Below are 22,280 nucleotides of genomic sequence, written 5' to 3'. Positions count from 1 at the left end.
ATGGGACGCCGCCTCGACATCGACAGCCTGCTGCAACATCTGCAGCAGACACAGGCCTCGCTTGATGCAATGTACGTTGTCTCGGGCGACGAGCCGTTGCTGGTCATCGAAGCCATGGACGGCTTGCGTGCCGCGGCAACGCGGGCAGGCTACGCCGAACGCGTCAGCCTCATGCTGGACGCCCGCAGCGACTGGAGCACGGTCATGGCCGCGACCCAGAATATTTCGCTATTTGGCGACAAGCGCCTGGTCGAAATGAAAATTCCCACCGGCAAGCCTGGCAAGACAGGCGGCGAAACACTGACGAAGCTGTCGTCGATGGTGCAGGCACATGAGCTCGCCGACACCGTGGTGCTGATCAGCCTGCCGCGCCTGGATCGCGCCACCGCGGCAAGCAAATGGGCCGGCAGCCTGATGCAGGCCGGCACCTCTATCGAGCTGGCCAACGTTGAACGCACGGCGTTGCCACAGTGGATCGCGCAACGGCTGGCCAGGCAAAACCAGCGCCTGGACGCGGCCACACTGGAATGGATGGCCGACAAGGTCGAAGGCAACCTGTTGGCGGCCTTTCAGGAAGTACAAAAACTGGCCCTGCTGTATCCCGAGGGCAAGATCGACGCCGGCGACGTCGAGCGTGCGGTGCTCAACGTCGCACGCTACGATGTATTCGGCTTGCGCGACGCTATGCTGGCCGGCCAGCCGGCCCGTGCGCTGACCATATTGGCCGGGCTGCGCGCCGAAGGCGAGGCCCTGCCGCTCGTACTGTGGGCCATCGGTGAAGAAATTCGCGTCATGGCGCGCCTGGCGATGGCGCAGGCCGGCGGCCACGACCTGGGCGGCGAGATGCGCCGCCAGCGCATTTTTGGCGCACGCGAACACCTGGTGCGCCAGACGCTGGCCCGGATGCCGCCCAAAGCATGGCCCGCCGCGGTGCTGCACGCCCACGAAGTCGACCGGCTGATCAAGGGGCTGAAAGTGCACGGGCGCCTGAACGACCCCTGGGAAGAGTTGGCGCGGCTAACCCTGCGCATTGCCGTCGCCAAACTGAGATAATCACCGAATACTTCATACGATGACGACCATGACCGATTCCCCCCTTGCCCACGCCGCGCCGCACGACGCGGCCACTTGCGACATGACGGCGCTGGGCCAGCAGGCCCGCCGCGCGTCGCGCCTCATGATGAAAGCGCCGGGGCAAGCCAAGGCCTGCGCGCTGCGCGCCATGGCGGCACGCCTGCAAGCCAGACGCGGCTATCTGCAAGAGCAAAACGCCATCGATCTGGCGGCGGCCAAAGCGGCTGAACTGGCTCCCGCCTTGATCGATCGCCTGACGCTGTCAGACAAGGCCCTGGACACCATGGCCGCGGGCCTGATGCAAATCGCCGACATGCCTGATCCGGTCGGCAGCCTGACCGCGTCGCTCATCCGTCCCAACGGCATGCGCGTGGCGCAAATGCGTGTACCGCTGGGAGTCATCGGCATTATTTACGAGTCGCGCCCCAATGTCACCATCGATGCGGCCGCGCTTTGCCTCAAATCGGGCAATGCCACGATTCTGCGCGGCGGCAGCGAAGCCTTCCATTCCAACCGGGCGCTGGGTGCAATTATCCAGGAAGGCCTGGCCGAGGCGAACCTGCCCGCCCATGCCGTGCAGGTGGTCGGCACCACCGATCGAGCGGCAGTGGGCCAGATGATCACCCTGACCGATTACATCGACGTCATCATCCCGCGCGGCGGCAAGGGGCTGATCGCCAGGCTGGCGGCCGAATCCAGGGTACCGCTGATCAAACACCTGGACGGCAATTGCCACGTTTATATCGATGCCGCCGCCGATCCCGACCGTGCCCACGACATCGCCGTCAACGCCAAAACCTATCGCTACGGCATATGCGGCGCCATGGAAACTCTGCTGGTGCACCGGGATATCGCCAACCGGGTATTGCCTCGCCTGGGCGCGAGCCTGACCGCACTCGGGGTCGAACTGCGCGGCTGCGAACGAACCCGCGTACTGATCCCGTCTGCCGTCCCGGCCACCGACGAAGATTGGGACACCGAATATCTGGCTGCAATACTGGCAATTCGGGTCGTCGACAGCCTCGACGAGGCTATCGACCACATCGCGCGCTGGGGCTCGGGCCACACCGAGTCCATCGTCACCGAAAGCCTGTCGGCGGCTCAGCGCTTCCAGCGCGAGGTCGACTCCAGCTCCGTGTATGTCAACCTGCCCACCTGTTTTGCCGATGGCTATGAATACGGCCTGGGCGCCGAAATCGGCGTTTCAACCAACCGTCTGCATGCACGCGGCCCGGTCGGGCTCGAAGGCCTGACCACGCTGAAATGGGTTCTGTCCGGCGAAGGCCAATTACGCGGCTAAGGCCCTCATACATGCTCTGGATCAAAACCTTCCATATCCTGTTTGTCATCTCGTGGTTTGCCGGCCTGTTCTACCTGCCGCGCATTTACGTCAATCTGGCGCAAACGCAGGACCCGGCCACGACGGCCTGCCTGTTGGGTATGGCGCGCCGCCTGTACCGCTTCGTTACTCCGCTGGCGGCCCTGGCGCTTATCTTCGGCCTGTGGCTGTTTCTGGGCTATCGAATCGGCCAAGGCCAAGGCTGGATGCATGCCAAGCTGTTCTTTGTCGTCGTGCTCGTTGCCTACCACTATGCTTGCGGCCTGTTGTTGAAAAAATTCGCAGCCGGCCAAAATACCCGCAGCCACCGGTTTTACCGATGGTTTAACGAAATACCCGTTATCCTTTTACTGATCATTATTGTTCTGGTCGTAGTCCGGCCCTTTTGATTCCTGACCCTATGACCGATAGCTCCAAACCCCGCAAAATCCTGGCAATCAAGAAAACTGCCGCCAACTCGCCCGACATACCGGCCGAACGTCGCCAGCGCGCGGGCGGCCGCGCGCGGCAGGTCGCCCAGCAAGACCGTGCGCGAAGTCAACAGCGTGCGGCGCCCACGCGAGAAGTTCCAGTAGAGCCCGCTGCGCCAAGAGCTGAGACAAGCCATAAGCCAGTGGGGAGCAGCCGCCAACGGGAACCTCGTTTCGAGACGGAATCTTTTCCCCACGAACATTCCACACCCGACGCCGTGCCCGCCGATGGGCGCGATCGCAACGAAGTCACTGCGCCGCGCGTCCACCGGCGCCCCCGGCCTGCGGCTCAAGCCGAGATTTTTCCCGTTTTCGCACCTTGTCCGCAAGGTATCGAAGAAGCGCTGGCCGCTGAACTACAGGCGCTGGGCTTCGATCAGGTGCAGACCGCCCGTGCCGGATGCCACTTTATGGCCGACTGGACGGGCATCGAGCGCGCCAATCTATATTCGCGGCTGGCCACCCGTATTCTGGTCCAGGTGGCGCATGGCCCGGCGCATCACGAAGACGACATTCTCGATCTTGCCTATCAAACGCCTTGGGAGCGCTGGTTCGGCGCGGAACACAGCCTACGCGTAGACACCTCTGCCATACGCAGCCCCATGAAAAGCCTGCAATATTGCAATCTGCGCGCCAAGGATGGGATTTGCGACCGTTTGCGCGACCGCGAAGGCGCACGCCCCGATATTGATACGGTAAGGCCCGATGCGCGCGTTCACCTGTTTCTAAGCGAAGACACGGCCACGCTGTACCTGGACACGTCGGGCGAGTCGCTGTTCAAACGCGGCTGGCGGCTCGACAAAGGCAGCGCTCCGCTACGCGAAAACCTGGCTGCCGGCCTGTTGGCGCTTTCGGGCTGGGATCCATCCCAGCCCCTGCTCGACCCCTTCTGCGGCAGCGGCACCATTCTTATCGAAGCAGCCTGGATTGCCCTGGGCGTGCCGGCCGGCATCTGGCGCCCCTTCGGTTTCGAGCGCTTGCGCGACCACGATGCCCGGCACTGGCGCGATATCAAAGATGAAGCGCGCACCCATATTGCACCGCAACTGGAAAGCCCGCTGGTCGGCTACGACCTGGACCCGCAGGCGATCGAGGCCGCCCAGCGCAACACCGAAAGAGCGTGGCTGACGACCGACTCGATACGGTTTGAAGTGGGCGACGCGCGCGAGGTTGCACCGCCCGCCGAATCAGGCTGGCTGATTACCAACCCTCCCTACGGGGAACGCATGGCCGCCGACGAAGCGGGTTTATGGCGCGCCTGGTCGGAAAACCTTAAAAGAAACTATAGCGGATGGGAAATCAGCATCATTTCCAGCGACCTGGACCTGCCCCAGTTGCTGCGCTTGAAGCCCAAACGCCGCTACCCCCTGTACAACGGCGCCCTGGACTGCCGCATGTTCAGCTTCGAAATGGTCAAGGCGGGGTACCGCAAGCCTTAAAAGCAACAGTCATGCGGCATCGCAACATTCCACTTGCCTAATCTAGGGTTAACCCCTATAATAGGGTTAACCCTGAACGAAACGTTCAATTTAAGTGGAGTACCGCATGAAAAACCTGAACCAAACCATTCGCCTCACCGACGAACTCGAACGCGAATTGATGCTGCAAGCGATTGAAGACCAATTCCGCTTCCGCCCTCTTGTTGCCTTGAAAAACCTGGCAGCGAAAGTCGCCGGCTTGTTCAGCTCGGCCTCGAGCGCCCCTCAGGTCAAATCGGCCCACTAAGCCCACAAGCTCCTCGCCTGCGCCAAGCAAGGCGGGGATGCCACGCATAAAAGCCGCTTTTGCGGCTTTTATGCTGTGAAGCCCGTCAAAGTACGGGATAATGGCGGACATGAATCCAAGTAAATCCCTGGTAGCCGACGCCGCCGGTGCGCCACCGCTACAGCCTACCCTTCAGACCCCCACCCGCTGGCGCCGTTTCGCGTGCATGATGTACGAGGCGGTGCTGCTATTCGGGGTTATCTTTTTAACCAGCTATCTGTTCGATACACTGACCCAAAGCCGCAGCGGACTCATGTTCCGTCACGGGCGCCAGGTCGTCCTGTTTATCGCCATCGGCGCCTATTTCGTGCTGTGCTGGCGCAAGCAAGGGCAAACCTTGCCCATGAAAACCTGGAACATCCGTCTCATTGACCGCAACGGTCTGCCTCCACCCACCTCGCGTCTTATCCTGCGCTATATCCTGATCTGGCCCATACCGCTGATTGCCGCCATGCTGGTACGGGCCGCCTCACAGGCCACCGGTTACAGTTCCACCGATCTATTGATCGTAGCGGCCCCTTTTACGCTATTTCTCTGGACCTGGCTCGATTCCGACCGGCAATTTCTTCATGATCGGCTGTTGGGCACACGCCTGAGCAATACGGAAGAAAAGTCATCGGTATAAACCCTAGGTCTTCGCGCTTTATGAACCGGAGGGATTGCACAGAACGGGCTTGTCGTTCATGCTCTAGGAAAAATTTCACCTTCCTGCGCGCCCAAGCATCATAGAAGACAATGAACGACCAATACCCGGAGCTGTACCCGTCTTATCACTGGTTCGTCCCTTCTCAATTTAATATTGCACAGGCCTGCGTGCACCGTTGGGCCGAAAACCCGCATGAAGGCCGGCGCATTGCCATTTATTTCGAAGACGAAGCGGGCCAGCGCGAAGTCTGGACTTATGCCCGGCTAGCCGAAAACGCCAGCCAGCTCGCCAACGGCCTGACCCGTATGGGCGTAGCGCGCGGCGACCGCGTCGCTGTCGTAATGGCGCAACGTCCCGAAGCAGCGGCTGCCTATATGGCTATTTTCAGTGTGGGAGCAATCGCCACGCCCATGCCAGCCCAATTGGGCGTCGATGGCCTAAGCAAGCGCCTGCGCGACGCCGAGGCACGCGTTGCCATTGTCGACGGCGCAGGCGGCCCCGATTTGATCCAGGCGCAGATGCGCTGTCCGGCACTGACGCAAATCATAGGGTTGGGCTTCCAGCACGATAATATTATCCCCTGGCGCACGTTGCTCGCCCGCCAGCCGGCCAGTTTCAAAATCAGCCCCACACAATCCAGCGCCCCGGCCCTTTTGCTCTATACATCCGAGGCGGGTCAGAATCCGAAGGGAGCGTTGCTGTCGCATAGCGCGCTCATCGGCAACCTGCCCGGTTTTGTTGCGTCGCAAAACTGGTTTCCGCAAAAATCCGATCAATTCTGGAGCCCGGTCGAATGGACCCGGACCGATGGCCTGATGGGCGCTCTGCTGCCTACCCTGTATTTCGGCCACTCCATTGTTGCTACCCTGGGGCGATTCTCGGCGATACGGGCCTTTGAACTCCTGGAACGCTACCGGGTCACCAATGCCGTGCTGCCGCCCGCGACCATCAAAGCCATGATGAACGAAGTCACCAACCCGCGCGACCAATATCAATTGGCGCTGCGAGCGGTCGCGAGCACCGGTGAAACCCTGGATCAGGCCGCAACAAACTGGTGCATCAATGCGCTGGGCGTTACTCCCAATGAAGTGTTCGGCCAAGCCGAAATGCACTCCCTGATCGGCAATAGCGCGCAGAAGTGGCCGGTGAAGGTCGGCAGCATGGGCCGCCCTTATCCGGGACACCGGGTTGCCGTGCTCGACGCCCAAGGCAAACGCTGCGCGGCAGGCCAGACGGGCGAAATCGCCCTGAATCGCTATGATATGCATGGCCATCTCGATCCCGTCCTGTTTCTGGGTTATTGGCGCAACGACCTGGCCACGCGCGCGAAATTCGTGGACGACTGGTGCCTGAGCGGCGATCGGGCCACGGTCGACAAAGACGGCTATTTCTGGCATGCCAACACTGGCGCCACTACTAATACAAATCCCTGATGGCTATTTATCAATTTGAATCGTTAACCCCCCATATAGACCCCGACACCTTTATTTTCGAGAGCGCCGATATCATCGGCGACGTCACGCTGGCAGCCGGGGTCAGCATCTGGTCCAACGTCAGCATACGCGGCGACAATGCCCCCATCAAGATAGGCCGCGAGAGCAACGTCCAGGAAAACAGCGTATTGCACGTCGACGCCGGCTGCCCGCTGACCATCGGCGATAACGTTTCAATCGGGCATCAAGCCATGCTGCATGGCTGCACCGTCCACGAAGGAACGCTGATCGGCATACAGGCCGTTGTCCTGAACAACGCCGTCATAGGCCGCAACTGCCTGATCGGCGCAGGCGCCCTGGTGCCCGAAGGCCGCCACATCCCCGACAACTCCCTGGTGGTGGGCGTGGGCAAAATCGTGCGCCAGCTCTCGGCCGAAGAAATCCAGGGCCTGTACGACAACGCCCATCATTATGTCGAGCGTGGGCGCCAATATCGCAAAGCGCTGATCTCCCTTCCGAAACAGCCCTGAACGCGAAAGGTTTTGCCACCCACGAGGGGTGGCGCTACATGATTTACGTTCAGGTATTTGTAGCGGCACCCCTTGTGGGTGCCATTCTCGCGAAACAAAAAATACCGCATTGCCTATCAACGGTTTGGCAGCCACAAGGGCTGCCACTACAATCGATCCATGACTGATCAATTGAAGAAATATCTTTTCGAAGACCATAGTGCCCGGGCTCAGGCGGTGAAGCTCAATCACGCCTGGCAAACAGGCATGGCTCATCAGAGCTATCCCGAATGCGTACAGCAATTGCTGGGCGAACTCGTCGCCGCGGCGGTACTGCTCGCGGGCAATATCAAATTCGACGGCTCGCTGGTGCTGCAACTGCAAGGCGACGGACCCGTCGCGTTGATCGTGGTCGAGTGCAGCGCCGATCTGGCGATTCGCGCCACCGCCAGCCTGCGCGAAGGCGTTCCGATCCCATCCATCCCGACCCTTCAAAGCCTGCTCAACGCGCACGGCCAGGGGCGTTTTATCGTGATGCTCGACCCCGGCCGCGATCAACCCCATGCACAGCCCCCCTATCAAGGAGTGGTGCCGCTCGAAGGCCAGACGGTAGCGGAAGTGCTTGAGCTTTATATGCGCCACTCAGAGCAACTGGACACCCGCCTGTGGCTGGCCGCCAACGCCGATCAGTGCGCAGGCTTGCTCATGCAGCGCCTGCCCGATCACGGCGGCATAAGCATCGGCGCAAGCGCCGAAGAACATGAAAGCGCCTGGGAGCGCGCCAGGCATCTGGCGGGAACGCTAAAAACCCATGAGCTGCTGGCGCTGGACACCGACACGCTCATACACCGTCTGTTCTCGGAAGAAACCCTTATTGCCTTCGAACCGCAAAACGTGCGCTGGCACTGCCCCTGCACCCACGCCCGCGTGGCCGACATGCTGCGCATGCTGGGCCGCAGCGAAATCGAAAGCATACTCAGCGAACAAGGGCATGTCGATATCGCCTGCAATTTCTGCGGCAAGCCCTATCGGTTCGACGCCATCGACTGCGCCGGCTTGTTTATCGAAGCGGCCAACGTCTCGCCGGACGATGCCAAATCCGTACATTAATGTAGTGGCAGCCCTCGTGGCTGCCGTCAATATCCCACACCAATCCGGCTAGAACCTTCTTCCTCTTCCCGCATCGTCGGCGATTAAGGATTTTGGCGCCCACGCATAATCCACAATCGACGGCCACGCTTCAGCGGCACACAATGCGGCTATGCGGCTCATCGATCATCTTCTTCATCCCGGGGGCCACCTTCGCCGCCCGCTTCCCGTGGCAACGACCATGGCAGGCCGCCTCGTGCAAAAACGCAAGACCCGCCAACGCGGCACGAGCCTGATCGAATTTTCCATCGTGGCCGTCCCTATTTTGCTGATCGGGCTGGGGTCCGTAGAAATCGCTCAATGGTTTTACGTCAAGCAAGCGGTCAGCATCGCACTGCTGCAAGCCGCCCGCGCCGGCATCACGCAACACGCCAAACCGCAGGTTATGGAAACGGCCTTCGAGCACGCCCTGCAACCGCTCTACGCCTCGCCGGGCCATTCGTCAGCCGACCGCCTGCAACGCGCACTGGCCCGCCGCGCTCAGTTGACCGGCGGGCCTGCGTGGCAAATGGAAATTCTTAATCCCACGCCCGCCGCCTTCCACGACTTCGCCGATGCACGCTTAGGCCTAAGCCGTGAAACCGGGCTGACGGCCATCAACAATAATTACCAGGCCGAACAGGATCAGCGCTATCGTGCCCAGGGCCGCATCCAGGGATTGGGCCCGCGCTCCGGCCTGTCCATCTACCAGGCCAATGTCCTGGCCCTGCGCGTGACGTATCTGCATGAGCCGGTGCTCCCCGGCATGAAGGCGCTAATGAGGCAACTAAGCAAACAGACCGGATCGTACGCCGATCAGGCCATGGCTCGCGGCGGCTATCTGCCCATTAGCCAAGAGCTTGAACTTACGATGCAATCGCATCCGGTCGACTGGCCTGCCTTGGGTAACCAAAAGATCATCAGGCAACAAGCCTACGAGTCCATTCAGGGCACCTCGGCACCACCATCGCCCTGCCATGGCCTATGGTGTCTGGATATGAAACCGTTTAGCGCCGGCTCATTACCTGCGGACCCGGCGTCGCTACCCGGTACATCGCTGCCTGAAACGGGCAATCCTGCTGACAGTGTGGGGAACCCATTGCCCGGAGGCGAAACGGGAGGCGCATCACCTGATCCGGGTATCGACGACTTGGCTGTCACCCCCGATGACCCTGCCTGCGGAGTGACCCTATGCTGCGTGGATGGTTAAGTCATCACAGAATGCAGGGATATTGCGTCAACGGATGTACACAATGGCCTAGATGGCACCCACAAGGGGTGCCGCTACAAAAACGACCCCGTCTCTAATGTAGCGGCACCCCTTGTGGGTGCCAATCAGTGATTACCAAATCCAGTAGCTACCAAATCCTGTCGTTACCAAACTCTTGACAATCAAGGCAGTATCTACAAAGATTGCACCGGTAGAGACACAGAATAGGCCGGCCGTGCCGGTCAAGGATGGAACGCTGCCATGCACCCATCATCCATCACCCACATATCACGACTTAAGCGCGCGTTGCTCTGCGCGGGATTCATCCTGCTCGGGCTGCTGGGCAATAGGGCCATGCCGACCCCGCTGCCGCTCGACCTGCTACAGGTTCCGCCGGGCTTCCACATTGAACTGCTCACCCACGCCGTGCCCAACGCGCGCCAGATGGCTCTTGGCCGCTATGCGAACGGACGGGGCGTGCTCTATGTCGGCAGCATGAGCGCCGGAAATGTCTATGCAGTAGAGCTCGAACAAAACAGGGCGAAAGCTGTACACATCATCGCCTCGGGGCTCGAGCTCCCGGTGGGCGTTGCTTATCGGGATGGCCAGCTATATATATCGGCCGTGTCGCGGATTCTTCGCCTGGACGGAATCGATGATCGGTTGAACCATCCGCCCAAACCCATAGTGGCGACCGATCGCTTCCCCACCGAAACGCATCACGGCTGGAAGTTCATTGCCTTCGGGCCCGACGGCTGGCTTTACGTGCCGGTCGGCGCGCCCTGCAATATCTGCAATCCGGATGCGCGCCACGCCAACATCCAGCGGATGAGGGCCGATGGCAGCCAAACAGAACTTGTCGCGCGCGGCGTGCGCAATTCGGTGGGGTTTGACTGGAATCCTGTCGATCAATCGTTCTGGTTCACCGATAACGGCCGGGACATGATGGGCGACAACTTGCCCAGCGACGAGCTGAACCACGTCACGAAGTCCGGCCAGCATTTCGGCTACCCATACTGCCATCAGGGAGACACACTCGACCCGGAATTTGGAGCCGGACACACTTGCAAGGAGTTCGTCCCTCCCGCAGTCAAACTAGGGCCGCATGTAGCGGCCCTGGGCATGCGATTCTATACCGGCCATCAGTTTCCGCCCGAGTATCGAAACAACCTGTTCATTGCCGAGCACGGCTCGTGGAATCGAAGCAAGAAAATCGGCTACCGAGTGGTCAGGGTCGTACTCGATCATAACAATCGTGTCGTGCGCCAGGAACCGTTTATTGAAGGCTGGTTGCAGCACCGCGCCAATGGCGCGGAAGTCGTATGGGGCCGCCCGGTCGACGTCCTGAACATGCCCGATGGTTCGTTGCTTGTCAGCGACGACCTGGCCGGTGCGATTTACCGCGTGAGCTACGGGCCGTGAATCAGTTGCCTTTCTTCTGCTCCGGCGACGCCAGCGCGGGAGTGCTGACCGACGGCCCTTTCTCGTGAGGGGCCAGTATCTGCACAAAAATCTCGCCGTCCTTCACCATGCCCAGTTCGCCGCGAGCACGTTCTTCGACAGCCTGCGTTCCTGTTTTCAGATCCTGCACTTCGGCGGCCAGCGCGTTATTGCGCGCGAGCAAAGCATCGTTGGTATCGTGTTGGGTAGCCACCTGTTTTTGCAATTCGTGCACACGCCCCCACCCGCCTTTACCCCACCAAAGCGGGTATTGGATGATAAGCGCCAACAACAGCAGAACCAGGAATAGCAATCGCATGTTTTGGGAAACGGCTCTTGTAAATGTGCAGATCGACTACTTTCAGCCCGGCGGCGAGGCCGGGCAGCCACGCTAGCGCAAATTGTAAAACGCGTCGCGTCCCGGGTAACTGGCCACCTCGGCCAGCTCTTCTTCGATACGCAACAATTGATTATATTTGGCCATGCGATCGGAGCGCGACAACGAGCCGGTCTTTATCTGCAAGGCATTGCTGCCTACCGCAATGTCGGCAATGGTCGAATCTTCGGTTTCACCCGAGCGATGGGAAATGACCGCGGTATAACCGGCGCGCTTGGCCATTTCGATGGCGGCGAAGGTTTCGGTCAGGGTGCCGATCTGATTGATTTTGATCAGGATGGAATTGGCAATCCCTTGTTCAATTCCCTGCTTGAAGATTTTGGTGTTGGTAACAAATACATCGTCGCCCACCAACTGCACTTTTTTACCCAGTTGATCGGACAGGATTTTCCAGCCGTCCCAATCATTTTCAGCCATGCCGTCTTCGATCGAAATGATGGGATACTTGTCGCACCAGGTGCTGAGCAAATTGGCGAAATCCTGCGAGGTCAGCGCCACGCCACCCTCGCCCGCCAAATGGTAGCGGCCATCGCGATAGAACTCGGAGCTGGCGCAATCCAGGCCCAGCGCAATCTGCGAACCCGCTTCGTAGCCCGCCGCCGAGATGGCTTGCAAAATCAGTTGAATCGCGGCTTCGTGATTGGCCACGTTGGGCGCAAAGCCGCCCTCGTCGCCCACCGTGGTCGGCATCCCTTGCTGGTCGATCAGTTTTTTAAGGGCATGAAAGACTTCGGCACCCATGCGCAGCGCTTCGCGAAAGCTGCTGGCTCCCAGGGGCAGAATCATGAATTCCTGCAGATCCAGTGTGTTGTTGGCATGCGCGCCGCCATTAATGACGTTCATCATCGGCACCGGCATTTGCATCGGGCCGCTTCCGCCAAAATAGCGATACAGCGACAGGCCCGAGTCGTCGGCCGCCGCGCGCGCCACCGCCATACTGGCGGCCAGGATCGCGTTGGCGCCCAAACGGCCTTTGGTTTCAGTGCCGTCAAGATCGATCAGGGTGCGATCAACAAAAGTCTGTTCCTGCGCATCGAGCCCCATCAGGGCCTCGGAAATTTCGGTATTCAGGTTCTCGACCGCACGCAGCACGCCCTTGCCCGAATAGCGCGACGCATCGCCATCGCGCAGCTCAATAGCCTCGCGCGCACCGGTAGATGCGCCCGACGGTACAGCGGCACGCCCCATCGCGCCCGACTCGAGCAGCACATCACATTCAACGGTCGGGTTGCCGCGCGAATCCAGAATTTCGCGCCCAATGATATCTACGATTGCACTCATGATATTGACTGTCCTGCCTGAGTAATAGGTTTGGCATACGCCTCAGCCTTGCGTCCGAAGCGAAAAATCGGTTAACCGCCCGATTGTACCTGCCCAATCCCGGTTAAGGCCCGGATTGCGCGCGCCAATAGTGATTTTTTGTATTCACGCGACGGTTCCGGCTTCAACCTTTACTGTGCGCAGCCCGGCCTGTTTCATCGCGCAGCCGCTCGTCCAGCCGATCGAGCATGGCGCCCAATGCCGCCAGGTCGTTTAAAGACAAGTCTGTGAGCACCCGCTGAATGAATTCGATACGACGAGGCATGGTCTGCTCCACCACGGCGGCGCCGGCCGTGCTCAACACGACATTGGTCAGACGATTATCCCGTGCATCGCTGTGACGCTCGACCCACCCCAAACGTTCGATGGTCTTGATCTGGCGCGTTAAAGAGGCCGGATCCATGCGCAACGCCTCGGCCAGTTTCTTTTGCGATGTCTCACCCTGCTGGTACAACATCAGCAGCACGCGCCAACGCGGCATGGGCTGACCGATACTGGCATCGAAAGCCGCCAGCAACGCCCGATAGGTGCGTCCCAACTTCTGCAAAACCTTGATCTGCGGGAAATCATCATCGGGCATCGCTATTCTCCCACCGGCACATTGACCTTCACGCTGCGTGATAACTTTATGGGCGGCACCCGCCGTACCCACACAAAGGCAACAAGCGTCACCACCAAAGCCAGCATGACGCCCGAATGGACCGCATCAACCAGCGACACCCGGGCCGCCTCAAGCAGCACGCCGCCGTCCAGACTTAAGGCATGCATATGCGTCAAAAAGCCATTTTGCACTACATCATTCACCAGTACCTGCGGATCTTCCAGGGTTTTAAGCCATGCCGCCGACGGCTGCCCCTGCGTGGCCTGCCGGACTCCGCTTATGTAATAGTGGGTAACCAAAGTGCCGACAATAGCCGTGCCCAGCATCCCGCCTATCATGCGCACCGATTGCAGCAAAGCCGTGGCAATGCCCAGATGCGAGCGTCCGGCCGTCTCTTGAGCGAAAACAGTCAGGTTCGGCATGACAAAGCCCAGGCCCAGGCCGCCCAGCACCATATATACGACAATGATCCAGGTGGCGGTCGCCTGATGCATGGCGATAATTCCCAGGCAACACATCGCCATCAGCGCAAACCCCGCATACAGCATCGCATTAGGGTTGGGAATGCGCGTGATAATACGACTATTGGTGATGCTTCCCACGGTAATGCACACCACCAGCGGCGTAATCAGCACACCCGCTTTTTGAGGCGTCAGGCCAAACCCACCCTGCAGCAGCAGGGGCAAATAAAACAAAATCGCAAACATCGTAAAGCCGGCGAACAGCGATAGACAAAACAGAGCCGCCAGGCTTTTGTTGCGGAACATTTCAATGGGCAGCAGCGGCTCGGGACAACGCCTCTCCCAGTAAAACAAAGCCACAAACGTGATCACGCTAAACAGACACAACCACATCATGGACAAATTAAAGCCTTGCCCCGGCAGAAATTCGACAAGCAACTGCAGGCTGCCCAGACCCAGAGCGACCAGCAGCGCCCCTTGCCAATCCAGACGTATATGGCTGGTCTGAATCTGGCGAATCAGTGGCAGGTAACGCCATACGAACCACAGGCTAAGCAAACCTACCGGCAAATTCACATAGAACACCGAGCGCCAGCCGGCGTACTGCGTAAGAAATCCACCCAGCGATGGCCCAATGGCATTGGCAATGCCAAATGCAGCGCTAAACAACACCTGCCAGCGCAAACGCACATGGGAATCGGGAAACAAATCGGGGATGCAGGCAAACGCCGTGCCCACCAGCATGCCACCGCCTATCCCCTGCAAAGCGCGCGCCAGCACCAGTTGCAGCATGGAATTGGACATGCCGCACAAGGCTGAAGCGGCGCTAAACAGCACGATCGACGCCATGACAAATCGCTTGCGGCCGTAATAATCACCCAGACGTCCGAATATGGGCACGGTAATCACCGAAGTCAACAGATAAGACGTGGCCACCCAGGCATAAAGCTCAAAGCCATTGAGTTCAGCGACGATAGTAGGCAGCGCCGTGCCCACAACCGTCTGATCAATCGCCACCATCATGGTGACAAAGCACAACCCCACCATCGCCAACAATGATTGACGTACTGACAAAACACGCCCGCTATCGGTCGCGCCAGTTGCTGCAATGGGGGCCATGAAATACCTTGATACCACAATCATTGACAAGTCAATAATTCTACCGGGAACCTGGATTAAATACAAGGGATTACCCTTATGTGCTGAATTAGGGAGCGGGTAGGCGTTGTAGTGGCAGCCCTTGTGGCTGCCATCGGCGTTCTAAAAATAGCGCGGTGATTATCAACGATTTGGCAGCCACAAGGGCTGCCACTACATGAGCAACGAACGTCAGCGACAAACATCGCCACCGCTAGCGTCGTGGGCGGTCAAGGTGGGGCGGGCGATTCGGGCACGCCGCGCGCAGGGCCGGCTTTGGGGATGCAAGGCGTGCGCTGTTTGAGTGGGACGTTTGCGATCAGTCCAGTGGACTGATCGCCCCACGAGTTCGCACGCCGCCCCAAAGCCGGCCCTGCGCGCGGGAAGTCATGGCGCAGCCATGACCGTGCACGTCAGAGCCCGATCCGCCTTGACCGGCCGCGATGCGGGGCTAGAAGGTTTTACGCGGATAGGGTTGATACGAAAAAATGCCACCTGCAGCGAATGCCACCCACAAGGGGTGGCGCTACACGCCTTCGACGATATACATAGTCATATTGGCAGCGCCCTCGCGCGCATTGCGGGCACGGCGATACTGGGCCGAGTTATAAAACGCCCTGGCAGCCGCCATCGACGCAAACTCCAGCACAACCGTGCGCGCCGGCGTATCGCCCTCCAGGCCCTCGCACTTGCCGCCCCGAACCAAAACCTTGGCGCCGCAGGAGCTCATCGCCAACGAAGAGAACCGCTTGTATTCCTCATAGCGCTCCGGCTTGGTCACATCAATATTGGCAATAAGGTACGCAGTCATAAATGTCTCGCCAAACTATTCCCACAGTCTCAATCGACACAGTCTAAGCCAATACAGCCTCAATCAAACTGGTCTTCTATAAACCCGCTTTTTTTAACACTGCGATCAATGGCCAGCAATGACTCCAGCAACGCCTCCATATGCTGCAAAGGCACCGCATTGGGGCCATCGGACAAAGCCTCACAAGGTTTGGGATGGGTTTCCATGAACAGGCCCGCCACCCCCACCGCCACCGCCGCTCGCGCCAGCACAGGCACAAACTCACGCTGCCCGCCGGACGACGTGCCCTGCCCGCCCGGCAGCTGCACCGAATGCGTCGCATCGAACACAACCGGGCAGCCCGTCTCGCGCATAATCGCCAAAGAACGCATGTCCGACACCAAATTGTTATAGCCAAACGACGCGCCGCGCTCGCATACCATGATGGTGTCGCCATCGCCGCCCGCGGCAATAGCGGCAGCCCGCGCCTTGGCGACCACCTGCGTCATATCGTGCGGCGCAAGAAACTGGCCTTTCTTGATATTGACCGGCTTTCCGCTCGCCGCGCAGGCATGGATAAAATCGGTCTGACGGCACAGGAAGGCGGGTGTCTGCAACACATCGACCGCCGCCGCCACATCCGCTATCTGCCCAATATCATGTACATCGGTCAGCACCGGAACACCCAGGTCCGCACGCACATCGGCCAGAATCTGCAGGCCTTCGCTCATGCCCGGGCCCCGGTACGAAAGCCCCGAACTGCGATTGGCCTTGTCGAACGAGCTTTTATAAATAAAAGGGATACCCAGCTTGCGAGTAATCTCGACAAGCCGTCCCGCCGTATCAAAGGCCATCTGCCGGGACTCGATCACACACGGGCCGGCAATCAGGAAAAAGGGCTGATCCAGGCCCACTTCAAAGCCGCATAGTTTCATCGGAACCCTCGATATGCCTTCGCCGCTCACACCGCAGACGCTGCCAATTTGACCTCGTGCACGGCGGCGTGCTGCTGTTGATGCGCGATCGCCGCCTGGACATAACTCGTAAACAAGGGATGGCCGTCGCGCGGGGTAGAGGTGAATTCAGGGTGGAACTGCACGCCCATGAACCACGCGTGGCCGGGCAACTCCATGATTTCAGGCAAATGCTCAGTAGGCGTGCGGGCGCTTATCACCAACCCGGCCTGCTCCAGGCGTGAAAGGTACACATTATTGACTTCATAACGGTGACGGTGGCGTTCGTAGACTTCGACACCGTATATTTCGGCTGCGCGCGTTCCAGGCTTGACGGGGCAACGCTGCGCACCCTTGCGCATGGTGCCGCCCAGATCGGAGGATTGATCGCGTTTTTCAATTTGCCCCTCGCGATCCTGCCACTCGGTAATCAAAGCCACAACGGGATGCGGCGCGGCAGGATCGAATTCGGTGCTGTTGGCCCCGCCCAGCATGGCCACGTCGCGCGCGAACTCGATCACCGCCAGTTGCATGCCCAGACAGATGCCCAGATACGGCACGTTATTTTCGCGAGCATAGCGAATTGCCGCAATCTTGCCCTCGATGCCGCGCTTGCCAAAGCCGCCCGGCACCAGAATCGCATCAAGCGATTTGAGGCAATCCACGCCCTGGGCTTCGATCACTTCCGAATCCAAGTATTCGATGACGACACGCGAATGCGTATGGATGCCGGCATGCACCAGCGCTTCGGTGAGGGATTTGTAGGACTCGGTCAGGTCGACATATTTACCGACCATGCCGATCCGAACCGTATGCCGCGGGTGCTCAATGGCTTCAACCAGCCGATCCCACATCGTCAGGTCGGCCGGCGGCGGCGTAATGGCCAAGGCATCGCAGACCAGATTGTCCAGCCCCTGCTTGTGCAGCATGGAGGGAATCTTGTAGATCGAGTCGGAATCCCAGACCGAAATCACGGCATCGAGCGGCACATTCGAGAACAGGGAAATTTTGGCGCGCTCATCGTCGGGAATCGGCCGGTCGGCACGGCACAGCAAGGCATTGGGGTAAATGCCGATCTCGCGCAGCTTTTGCACCGAGTGCTGAGTGGGCTTGGTTTTAAGCTCACCCGCCGTGGCGATGAACGGCACCAAGGTCAGATGGACGAATGCGGCGTTGTTGCGACCCAGGCGCAGGCTCATTTGGCGCACTGCCTCCAGAAACGGCAGCGACTCGATATCGCCCACCGTACCGCCGATTTCAACGATGGCCACATCGGCCGCGCCATTCCAGGCGGACTTGGCGCCGCGTGCAATAAAGTCCTGGATTTCGTTGGTGATATGCGGAATGACCTGTACGGTTTTACCCAGATAATCGCCGCGACGCTCTTTGCGCAGCACCGATTCGTAGATCTGACCGGTCGTAAAGTTATTGACCTTGTGCATCCGCGACGAAATGAAGCGCTCGTAGTGCCCCAGGTCGAGGTCGGTTTCAGCGCCGTCTTCTGTGACGAACACTTCGCCATGCTGAAACGGGCTCATGGTGCCCGGATCGACATTAATGTAAGGGTCTAATTTGATCAGGGTGACGTGCAGGCCGCGAGACTCGAGGATTGCGGCCAATGAAGCAGCAGCAATGCCCTTACCCAGAGAGGACACTACCCCGCCCGTAACAAACACATATTTAGTCATTGTATTGGCGCCCGGGGCCACCGGGCTTGAGCAGGAAATTTGGATTATAGCCTGCTACAGCGGCTGCGTACGCAGCAGCAGCCACTGTTTGGCCGCATCACGTACCCTGGGCAGCAAACGAGCCCGAACCTCGGCATGGTAGCCATTGAGCCACGAAATTTCGGGTTCGGTCAGCAGGCTGCGCTCGATCAGGCGAGTGTCAATCGGGCACAGCGTGAGCGTTTCAAACTTCAGGAATTCGCCAAACTCGGTCGTCATCGCGGGGCGGGCGACGGTCAGGTTTTCGATCCGGATGCCCCAGCGTCCGGGACGATACAAACCCGGTTCGTTGGAGGTGATCATGCCCGGCTCCATACCCATATTGGGCTTGATCGGCGTGCGATAGGAAATGACTTGCGGGCCTTCGTGCACATTTAAAAAATAGCCCACGCCGTGACCCGTGCCATGCCCATACTCGGCGCCCGCCTGCCAGATCGGCAAACGCGCAATCGCATCCAGCGACGGCGAGGCCGTGCCGCGCGGAAATACCGCCTGCGAAAGCGCCACCATGCCCTTCAAGACTGCCGTATAGTCGCGCCGCTGCTCCACAGAAGGCTGGCCCACCGGCACCACGCGTGTAATGTCCGTCGTGCCGCCTTTATATTGGCCACCCGAGTCGATCAGTAACATGCCATCGCCGCGAATCTCGGCGTGCGAAGCCTGGGTGGCGTGATAGTGCGGCATGGCGCCATTGGCGTTAAAGGCAGCAATGGTGCCGAAGCTGGGAGACACGAAGTTGGCCTGGCGTGCCCGCGCCGCGCAGATCTCTTCATCGACGGTCAGTTCAGTAATGGTTTGCTTGCCCTGCGCCGATTCGAACCAGGCGAAGAACTCGCACAAGGCCGCACCGTCCTGCTCCATGGCGTTTCTCACCTGGGCCAGTTCAGCCTCGGTCTTGCGCGACTTAAGCAAATGCGACGGGTTGACAGCCTCGACCTGACCGACATAGGCGGCTGCGGCCAACACGCCCACAGTCGTGCGTGCCGGGTCGACCAGCAAAACCTGGCCCTCGGGCAAAGCCGCCAAAGCAGCGCCGGCCTGCGCATAGGGTTCGATCTGCACCCCATCGCGGCCCAGCGTCGCCCGCAGGGCGGTATCGATTTTCTCGGGCGCCACAAATAAACGCGCAGTATCGCGGCCGATCAGGGCATGAGCAAGAAATACCGGGTTGTACGAGACATCACTGCCGCGCAGGTTGAAAATCCAGGCGATATCGTCCAGCGACGAGACCCAGTGCCAATCGGCCTTGTGCGTGGCCATGGCGGTGCGCACCGCCGCCAGGTTGACGGCCCGGCTGCGACAGGCAAACGGAGCCACATGTTCATAAACGGCCGCCACGGGCAAGGGGCTGCGTTCCGGCCAAATCGTATCGACGACATCCTGATCGCTCACCAGCACAATCCCTTTCTGGCCCAGGTCGGCCTGCCACTGCCTGTAGGCCTGCAGATTAAGCACCTGGCCGTCGACGCCTACGCGGCTGCCCCGCGGCAATTCGGCGGCAAGCCAATCGACAAAGCCCAACACCCCGTCGGCGCCCGCCCGCATGGTCTGGATACCCGTGCCGGCCAGAACCTGCTCGGCCTGCACCCAATACCGGCTGTCGGTCCATACTCCCGCAAACTGCGCCGTAACGACCAGCGTGCCGGCCGAGCCGTCAAAGCCACTTAGCCAACTGCGCGCCTGCCAGTGCTCGGGCAGGTATTCGGAAGAATGGGGATCGGACGACGGCACGATGCAAGCATCGATCTTCTGTGCGGACATGGCCGCGCGCAAGGCCGCGATGCGTTGGGCAAAAACTGAATTGACCACAAACTTTCCTTTTTTTTACGCGACGGCGGACACGTCGAGCCGTGCCTTTGTTTTGGCCTGAACCTCGGCCACCGTGACGCCAGGCGCCAGTTCGGTAAGCTTCAGCCCATTGGGGGTGACTTCCATCACGCCCAGATCGGTAATGATCAGCTTGACCACGCCCACCCCGGTCAGCGGCAAGGTGCACTCGGGCAGCAGCTTGATGTCTTCGGTGCCGTCTTTCTTACGCGCCACATGTTCCATCAGCACGACGACCTTGCTCACTCCGGCCACCAGGTCCATGGCGCCCCCCATGCCCTTGATCATTTTCCCGGGAATCATCCAATTGGCCAGATCGCCGGTTTCAGACACCTGCATGGCGCCCAGGATGGCCAGATTGACCTTGCCCCCGCGGATCATGGCAAACGAGTCGGCCGACGAGAAGATCGACGACCCCGGCAGCGTTGTAATGGTTTGCTTGCCCGCATTGATCAAATCGGCGTCGATTTCGTCATCGGTGGGAAAAGGGCCTATGCCCAGCAAGCCGTTTTCGGACTGCAGCCACACCTCGACCCCTTTGGGCACATGGTTGGCCACCAGCGTGGGCAGACCGATACCCAGATTGACATAAAAACCGTCTTGCAGTTCACGAGCGGCGCGCGCCGCCATTTCATCACGATTCCAGGCCATTATTGCTCTCCTTATGCTTTGCGGGTGGTGCGTTGTTCGATACGCTTTTCGGGGTGGGCGTTGACCACGATCCGATGGACGTAAATACCCGGCAAATGGACCGCGTCCGGATCGATCTCTCCCAGGTCGACCAGCTTTTCCACCTCGACAATGGTGATCTTGCCCGCCATGGCGACATTCGGGTTGTAATTGCGAGCCGTTTTGCGAAACACCAGATTGCCGCTGCGATCGGCCATATAGGCCTTGACCAGCGACACATCGGACACCAGCGAACGCTCCATCACGTATTTTTCACCGTCGAACTCGCGTACTTCCTTGCCGTCGGCCACGATGGTGCCCACGCCGGTGCGCGTAAAAAAAGCCGGAATGCCGGCGCCGCCCGCACGCAATTTTTCAACCAACGTGCCCTGCGGCGTGAACTCGACCTCGATCTCACCCGCCAAATACTGACGTTCGAATTCTTTGTTTTCACCCACATACGAGGAAATCATTTTCTTGACCTGGCGGGTGTTGAGCAACTGCCCCAAACCAAAGCCATCGACACCCGCGTTGTTGCTGATGCACGTCAGGTTCTTCACACCCGAATCGCGCAAGGCCGCTATCAATGCTTCGGGAATACCGCAAAGCCCAAAGCCGCCTACGGCAATGGTTTGATCGTTGGCGACCACGCCTTTAAGTGCTTCTGCGGCACTTGCATAGACTTTATCCATTACTCCTGTCCTTTAATAAATGAAAAGAATTCACACGCAACCAGCATAGCCAATACTGGACCTCATACAAAACAACGGGCAAAACCCGCCAGCTCCGACGCCGTCCAGGGCGAAGACTTGCCGCTGGCCGAGTCGGTGCCGACCATAATATTTTTACCTTTGGCATAAATCGTCCCCGGATCCTCTTCGCACTCGATGCTCATGTCGAGCTCCATGCTCGAACGCCCTATCCGGGCGAGCGTCAGGCGAACCACGGCGGTGGAGGGATACCGCAAAGGCTTTAGAAAATCCAAAGAGGCGTGCGCCAGCACCCCGACGCGGGTCGACGGCAAAATGATCCCTGCCTGGGCGAACAAACACACGCGAGCCTCTTCGGCATAGCGAAAATAGAGCGTGTTGTTGACATGATTCAAGGCGTCCAGATCGCCCCAGCGCACCGGCATGACCCAATGGAAAACACCCCCGATCCGCGGTGCGCCGGACGACAACGTATCGGGCGCTAACGTAGCGGCACCCCTAGTGGGTGCCACCCCCTCCGGCGAGTACCCGGGTGTCTGCATAACGTAACCTGCCTCTTTATGAATTACTTCCATATTCCAAGTATAACGGCAAGCCCCAGACGCCTCAGACCGCCTCCAGGACACCTACCCTGCCGCCCCAACCCGATTCGGGCCACCGCCACTCAGACTGCAA

The 22,280-nt window shown here is 59.6% G+C and carries 21 protein-coding genes and 1 pseudogene; 11 read left to right on the top strand and 11 right to left on the bottom strand.

Annotated features, from left to right (window positions below; translation table 11 throughout):
• The 11 genes and pseudogenes from holA to EDC26_RS08860 all read left to right on the top strand — a co-directional run bounded on the left by holA (position 1) and on the right by EDC26_RS08860 (position 10,995).
• Positions 1-1,053 carry a DNA polymerase III subunit delta gene (holA, locus tag EDC26_RS08910; RefSeq protein ID WP_132581655.1) on the top strand — a complete coding sequence of 351 codons (1,053 nt, stop codon included), beginning with the start codon at positions 1-3 and terminating at the stop codon, positions 1,051-1,053.
• 28 nt (positions 1,054-1,081) lie between these two features.
• A complete protein-coding gene (locus EDC26_RS08905) occupies positions 1,082-2,374 on the top strand; it encodes a glutamate-5-semialdehyde dehydrogenase (RefSeq protein WP_132581653.1) in 1,293 nt (430 codons plus the stop codon).
• A gap of 11 nt (positions 2,375-2,385) precedes the next feature.
• Entirely contained in the window at positions 2,386-2,802 is a 417-nt protein-coding gene (locus EDC26_RS08900) for a CopD family protein (protein ID WP_132581651.1), read from the top strand.
• Between the two features lie 11 nt (positions 2,803-2,813).
• Positions 2,814-4,322, top strand: coding sequence for a THUMP domain-containing class I SAM-dependent RNA methyltransferase (locus EDC26_RS08895; RefSeq protein ID WP_132581649.1), 1,509 nt, complete (start codon positions 2,814-2,816; stop codon positions 4,320-4,322).
• A gap of 106 nt (positions 4,323-4,428) precedes the next feature.
• Positions 4,429-4,608, top strand: a complete 180-nt coding sequence (locus EDC26_RS08890) for a hypothetical protein (RefSeq protein WP_132581647.1) — start codon at positions 4,429-4,431, stop codon at positions 4,606-4,608.
• A gap of 109 nt (positions 4,609-4,717) precedes the next feature.
• On the top strand, positions 4,718-5,272 hold the full coding sequence (locus tag EDC26_RS08885) for an RDD family protein (protein WP_132581645.1): 555 nt from the start codon (positions 4,718-4,720) through the stop codon (positions 5,270-5,272).
• A gap of 110 nt (positions 5,273-5,382) precedes the next feature.
• Positions 5,383-6,693, top strand: a pseudogene (locus EDC26_RS08880) (acetate--CoA ligase); the annotation flags it as partial.
• 32 nt (positions 6,694-6,725) lie between these two features.
• Entirely contained in the window at positions 6,726-7,256 is a 531-nt protein-coding gene (locus EDC26_RS08875) for a gamma carbonic anhydrase family protein (RefSeq protein WP_132581641.1), read from the top strand.
• Positions 7,257-7,415: 159 nt separating this feature from the next.
• Positions 7,416-8,345: an Hsp33 family molecular chaperone HslO gene (gene hslO, locus EDC26_RS08870; protein ID WP_132581639.1), complete on the top strand. Its 930-nt coding sequence runs from the start codon at positions 7,416-7,418 to the stop codon at positions 8,343-8,345.
• Positions 8,346-8,565: 220 nt separating this feature from the next.
• The gene (locus tag EDC26_RS08865) at positions 8,566-9,573 is read left to right on the top strand and encodes a TadE/TadG family type IV pilus assembly protein (RefSeq protein WP_165930967.1); all 1,008 of its coding nucleotides are present in this window, start codon (positions 8,566-8,568) and stop codon (positions 9,571-9,573) included.
• 354 nt (positions 9,574-9,927) lie between these two features.
• A complete protein-coding gene (locus tag EDC26_RS08860; RefSeq protein WP_243700854.1) occupies positions 9,928-10,995 on the top strand; it encodes a PQQ-dependent sugar dehydrogenase in 1,068 nt (355 codons plus the stop codon).
• Position 10,996: 1 nt separating this feature from the next.
• Here the strand turns inward: EDC26_RS08860 and ftsB are convergent, their stop codons facing one another.
• From ftsB to EDC26_RS08805, 11 genes are all read right to left on the bottom strand, one after another.
• Positions 10,997-11,332 carry a cell division protein FtsB gene (gene ftsB, locus EDC26_RS08855; protein WP_132581633.1) on the bottom strand — a complete coding sequence of 112 codons (336 nt, stop codon included), beginning with the start codon at positions 11,330-11,332 and terminating at the stop codon, positions 10,997-10,999.
• Positions 11,333-11,404: 72 nt separating this feature from the next.
• Positions 11,405-12,691, bottom strand: a complete 1,287-nt coding sequence (gene eno, locus EDC26_RS08850) for a phosphopyruvate hydratase (protein ID WP_132581631.1) — start codon at positions 12,689-12,691, stop codon at positions 11,405-11,407.
• A 163-nt stretch (positions 12,692-12,854) separates the two neighbouring features.
• Positions 12,855-13,310, bottom strand: coding sequence for a MarR family winged helix-turn-helix transcriptional regulator (locus EDC26_RS08845; protein ID WP_132581629.1), 456 nt, complete (start codon positions 13,308-13,310; stop codon positions 12,855-12,857).
• 2 nt (positions 13,311-13,312) lie between these two features.
• Positions 13,313-14,911: an MDR family MFS transporter gene (locus EDC26_RS08840; protein WP_132581627.1), complete on the bottom strand. Its 1,599-nt coding sequence runs from the start codon at positions 14,909-14,911 to the stop codon at positions 13,313-13,315.
• Between the two features lie 544 nt (positions 14,912-15,455).
• Positions 15,456-15,740: a DUF1330 domain-containing protein gene (locus EDC26_RS08835; protein WP_132581625.1), complete on the bottom strand. Its 285-nt coding sequence runs from the start codon at positions 15,738-15,740 to the stop codon at positions 15,456-15,458.
• Between the two features lie 59 nt (positions 15,741-15,799).
• The gene (gene kdsA, locus EDC26_RS08830) at positions 15,800-16,654 is read right to left on the bottom strand and encodes a 3-deoxy-8-phosphooctulonate synthase (RefSeq protein ID WP_132581623.1); all 855 of its coding nucleotides are present in this window, start codon (positions 16,652-16,654) and stop codon (positions 15,800-15,802) included.
• 26 nt (positions 16,655-16,680) lie between these two features.
• Positions 16,681-18,360 carry a CTP synthase gene (locus EDC26_RS08825; RefSeq protein WP_132581621.1) on the bottom strand — a complete coding sequence of 560 codons (1,680 nt, stop codon included), beginning with the start codon at positions 18,358-18,360 and terminating at the stop codon, positions 16,681-16,683.
• Positions 18,361-18,414: 54 nt separating this feature from the next.
• Positions 18,415-20,160, bottom strand: coding sequence for an aminopeptidase P family protein (locus EDC26_RS08820; protein WP_243700853.1), 1,746 nt, complete (start codon positions 20,158-20,160; stop codon positions 18,415-18,417).
• Positions 20,161-20,223: 63 nt separating this feature from the next.
• Positions 20,224-20,877, bottom strand: coding sequence for a CoA transferase subunit B (locus tag EDC26_RS08815; protein ID WP_132581617.1), 654 nt, complete (start codon positions 20,875-20,877; stop codon positions 20,224-20,226).
• A gap of 11 nt (positions 20,878-20,888) precedes the next feature.
• Complete coding sequence (locus tag EDC26_RS08810; RefSeq protein WP_132581615.1) at positions 20,889-21,587, bottom strand: CoA transferase subunit A; 699 nt, start codon at positions 21,585-21,587, stop codon at positions 20,889-20,891.
• 62 nt (positions 21,588-21,649) lie between these two features.
• Positions 21,650-22,147, bottom strand: coding sequence for an acyl-CoA thioesterase (locus EDC26_RS08805; protein WP_132581613.1), 498 nt, complete (start codon positions 22,145-22,147; stop codon positions 21,650-21,652).
• Between the last annotated feature and the right edge of the window lie 133 nt (positions 22,148-22,280).

The sequence above is a fragment of the Paralcaligenes ureilyticus genome, assembly GCF_004346225.1.
GTDB classification, from domain to species: Bacteria; Pseudomonadota; Gammaproteobacteria; order Burkholderiales; family Burkholderiaceae_B; genus Paralcaligenes; species Paralcaligenes ureilyticus.
The sequence above is the reverse complement of the archived record's forward strand: the minus strand, read 5'-3'. Positions and strand labels throughout refer to the sequence as shown.

Bases quoted from the DNA above. Each gene is read 5' to 3' on its own strand.
- EDC26_RS08905 (WP_132581653.1), top strand. From the start codon at position 1,082: ATGACCGATTCCCCCCTTGCCCACGCCGCGCCGCACGACGCGGCCACT.
- EDC26_RS08805 (WP_132581613.1), bottom strand. From the start codon at position 22,147: ATGCAGACACCCGGGTACTCGCCGGAGGGGGTGGCACCCACTAGGGGT.
- EDC26_RS08860 (WP_243700854.1), top strand. From the start codon at position 9,928: ATGCCGACCCCGCTGCCGCTCGACCTGCTACAGGTTCCGCCGGGCTTC.
- EDC26_RS08875 (WP_132581641.1), top strand. From the start codon at position 6,726: ATGGCTATTTATCAATTTGAATCGTTAACCCCCCATATAGACCCCGAC.
- EDC26_RS08815 (WP_132581617.1), bottom strand. From the start codon at position 20,877: ATGGCCTGGAATCGTGATGAAATGGCGGCGCGCGCCGCTCGTGAACTG.
- EDC26_RS08810 (WP_132581615.1), bottom strand. From the start codon at position 21,587: ATGGATAAAGTCTATGCAAGTGCCGCAGAAGCACTTAAAGGCGTGGTC.
- hslO (WP_132581639.1), top strand. From the start codon at position 7,416: ATGACTGATCAATTGAAGAAATATCTTTTCGAAGACCATAGTGCCCGG.
- eno (WP_132581631.1), bottom strand. From the start codon at position 12,691: ATGAGTGCAATCGTAGATATCATTGGGCGCGAAATTCTGGATTCGCGC.
- EDC26_RS08820 (WP_243700853.1), bottom strand. From the start codon at position 20,160: ATGTCCGCACAGAAGATCGATGCTTGCATCGTGCCGTCGTCCGATCCC.
- ftsB (WP_132581633.1), bottom strand. From the start codon at position 11,332: ATGCGATTGCTATTCCTGGTTCTGCTGTTGTTGGCGCTTATCATCCAA.
- EDC26_RS08840 (WP_132581627.1), bottom strand. From the start codon at position 14,911: ATGGCCCCCATTGCAGCAACTGGCGCGACCGATAGCGGGCGTGTTTTG.
- EDC26_RS08865 (WP_165930967.1), top strand. From the start codon at position 8,566: ATGGCAGGCCGCCTCGTGCAAAAACGCAAGACCCGCCAACGCGGCACG.
- EDC26_RS08890 (WP_132581647.1), top strand. From the start codon at position 4,429: ATGAAAAACCTGAACCAAACCATTCGCCTCACCGACGAACTCGAACGC.
- EDC26_RS08825 (WP_132581621.1), bottom strand. From the start codon at position 18,360: ATGACTAAATATGTGTTTGTTACGGGCGGGGTAGTGTCCTCTCTGGGT.
- kdsA (WP_132581623.1), bottom strand. From the start codon at position 16,654: ATGAAACTATGCGGCTTTGAAGTGGGCCTGGATCAGCCCTTTTTCCTG.
- EDC26_RS08900 (WP_132581651.1), top strand. From the start codon at position 2,386: ATGCTCTGGATCAAAACCTTCCATATCCTGTTTGTCATCTCGTGGTTT.
- EDC26_RS08895 (WP_132581649.1), top strand. From the start codon at position 2,814: ATGACCGATAGCTCCAAACCCCGCAAAATCCTGGCAATCAAGAAAACT.
- holA (WP_132581655.1), top strand. From the start codon at position 1: ATGGGACGCCGCCTCGACATCGACAGCCTGCTGCAACATCTGCAGCAG.
- EDC26_RS08835 (WP_132581625.1), bottom strand. From the start codon at position 15,740: ATGACTGCGTACCTTATTGCCAATATTGATGTGACCAAGCCGGAGCGC.
- EDC26_RS08885 (WP_132581645.1), top strand. From the start codon at position 4,718: ATGAATCCAAGTAAATCCCTGGTAGCCGACGCCGCCGGTGCGCCACCG.
- EDC26_RS08845 (WP_132581629.1), bottom strand. From the start codon at position 13,310: ATGCCCGATGATGATTTCCCGCAGATCAAGGTTTTGCAGAAGTTGGGA.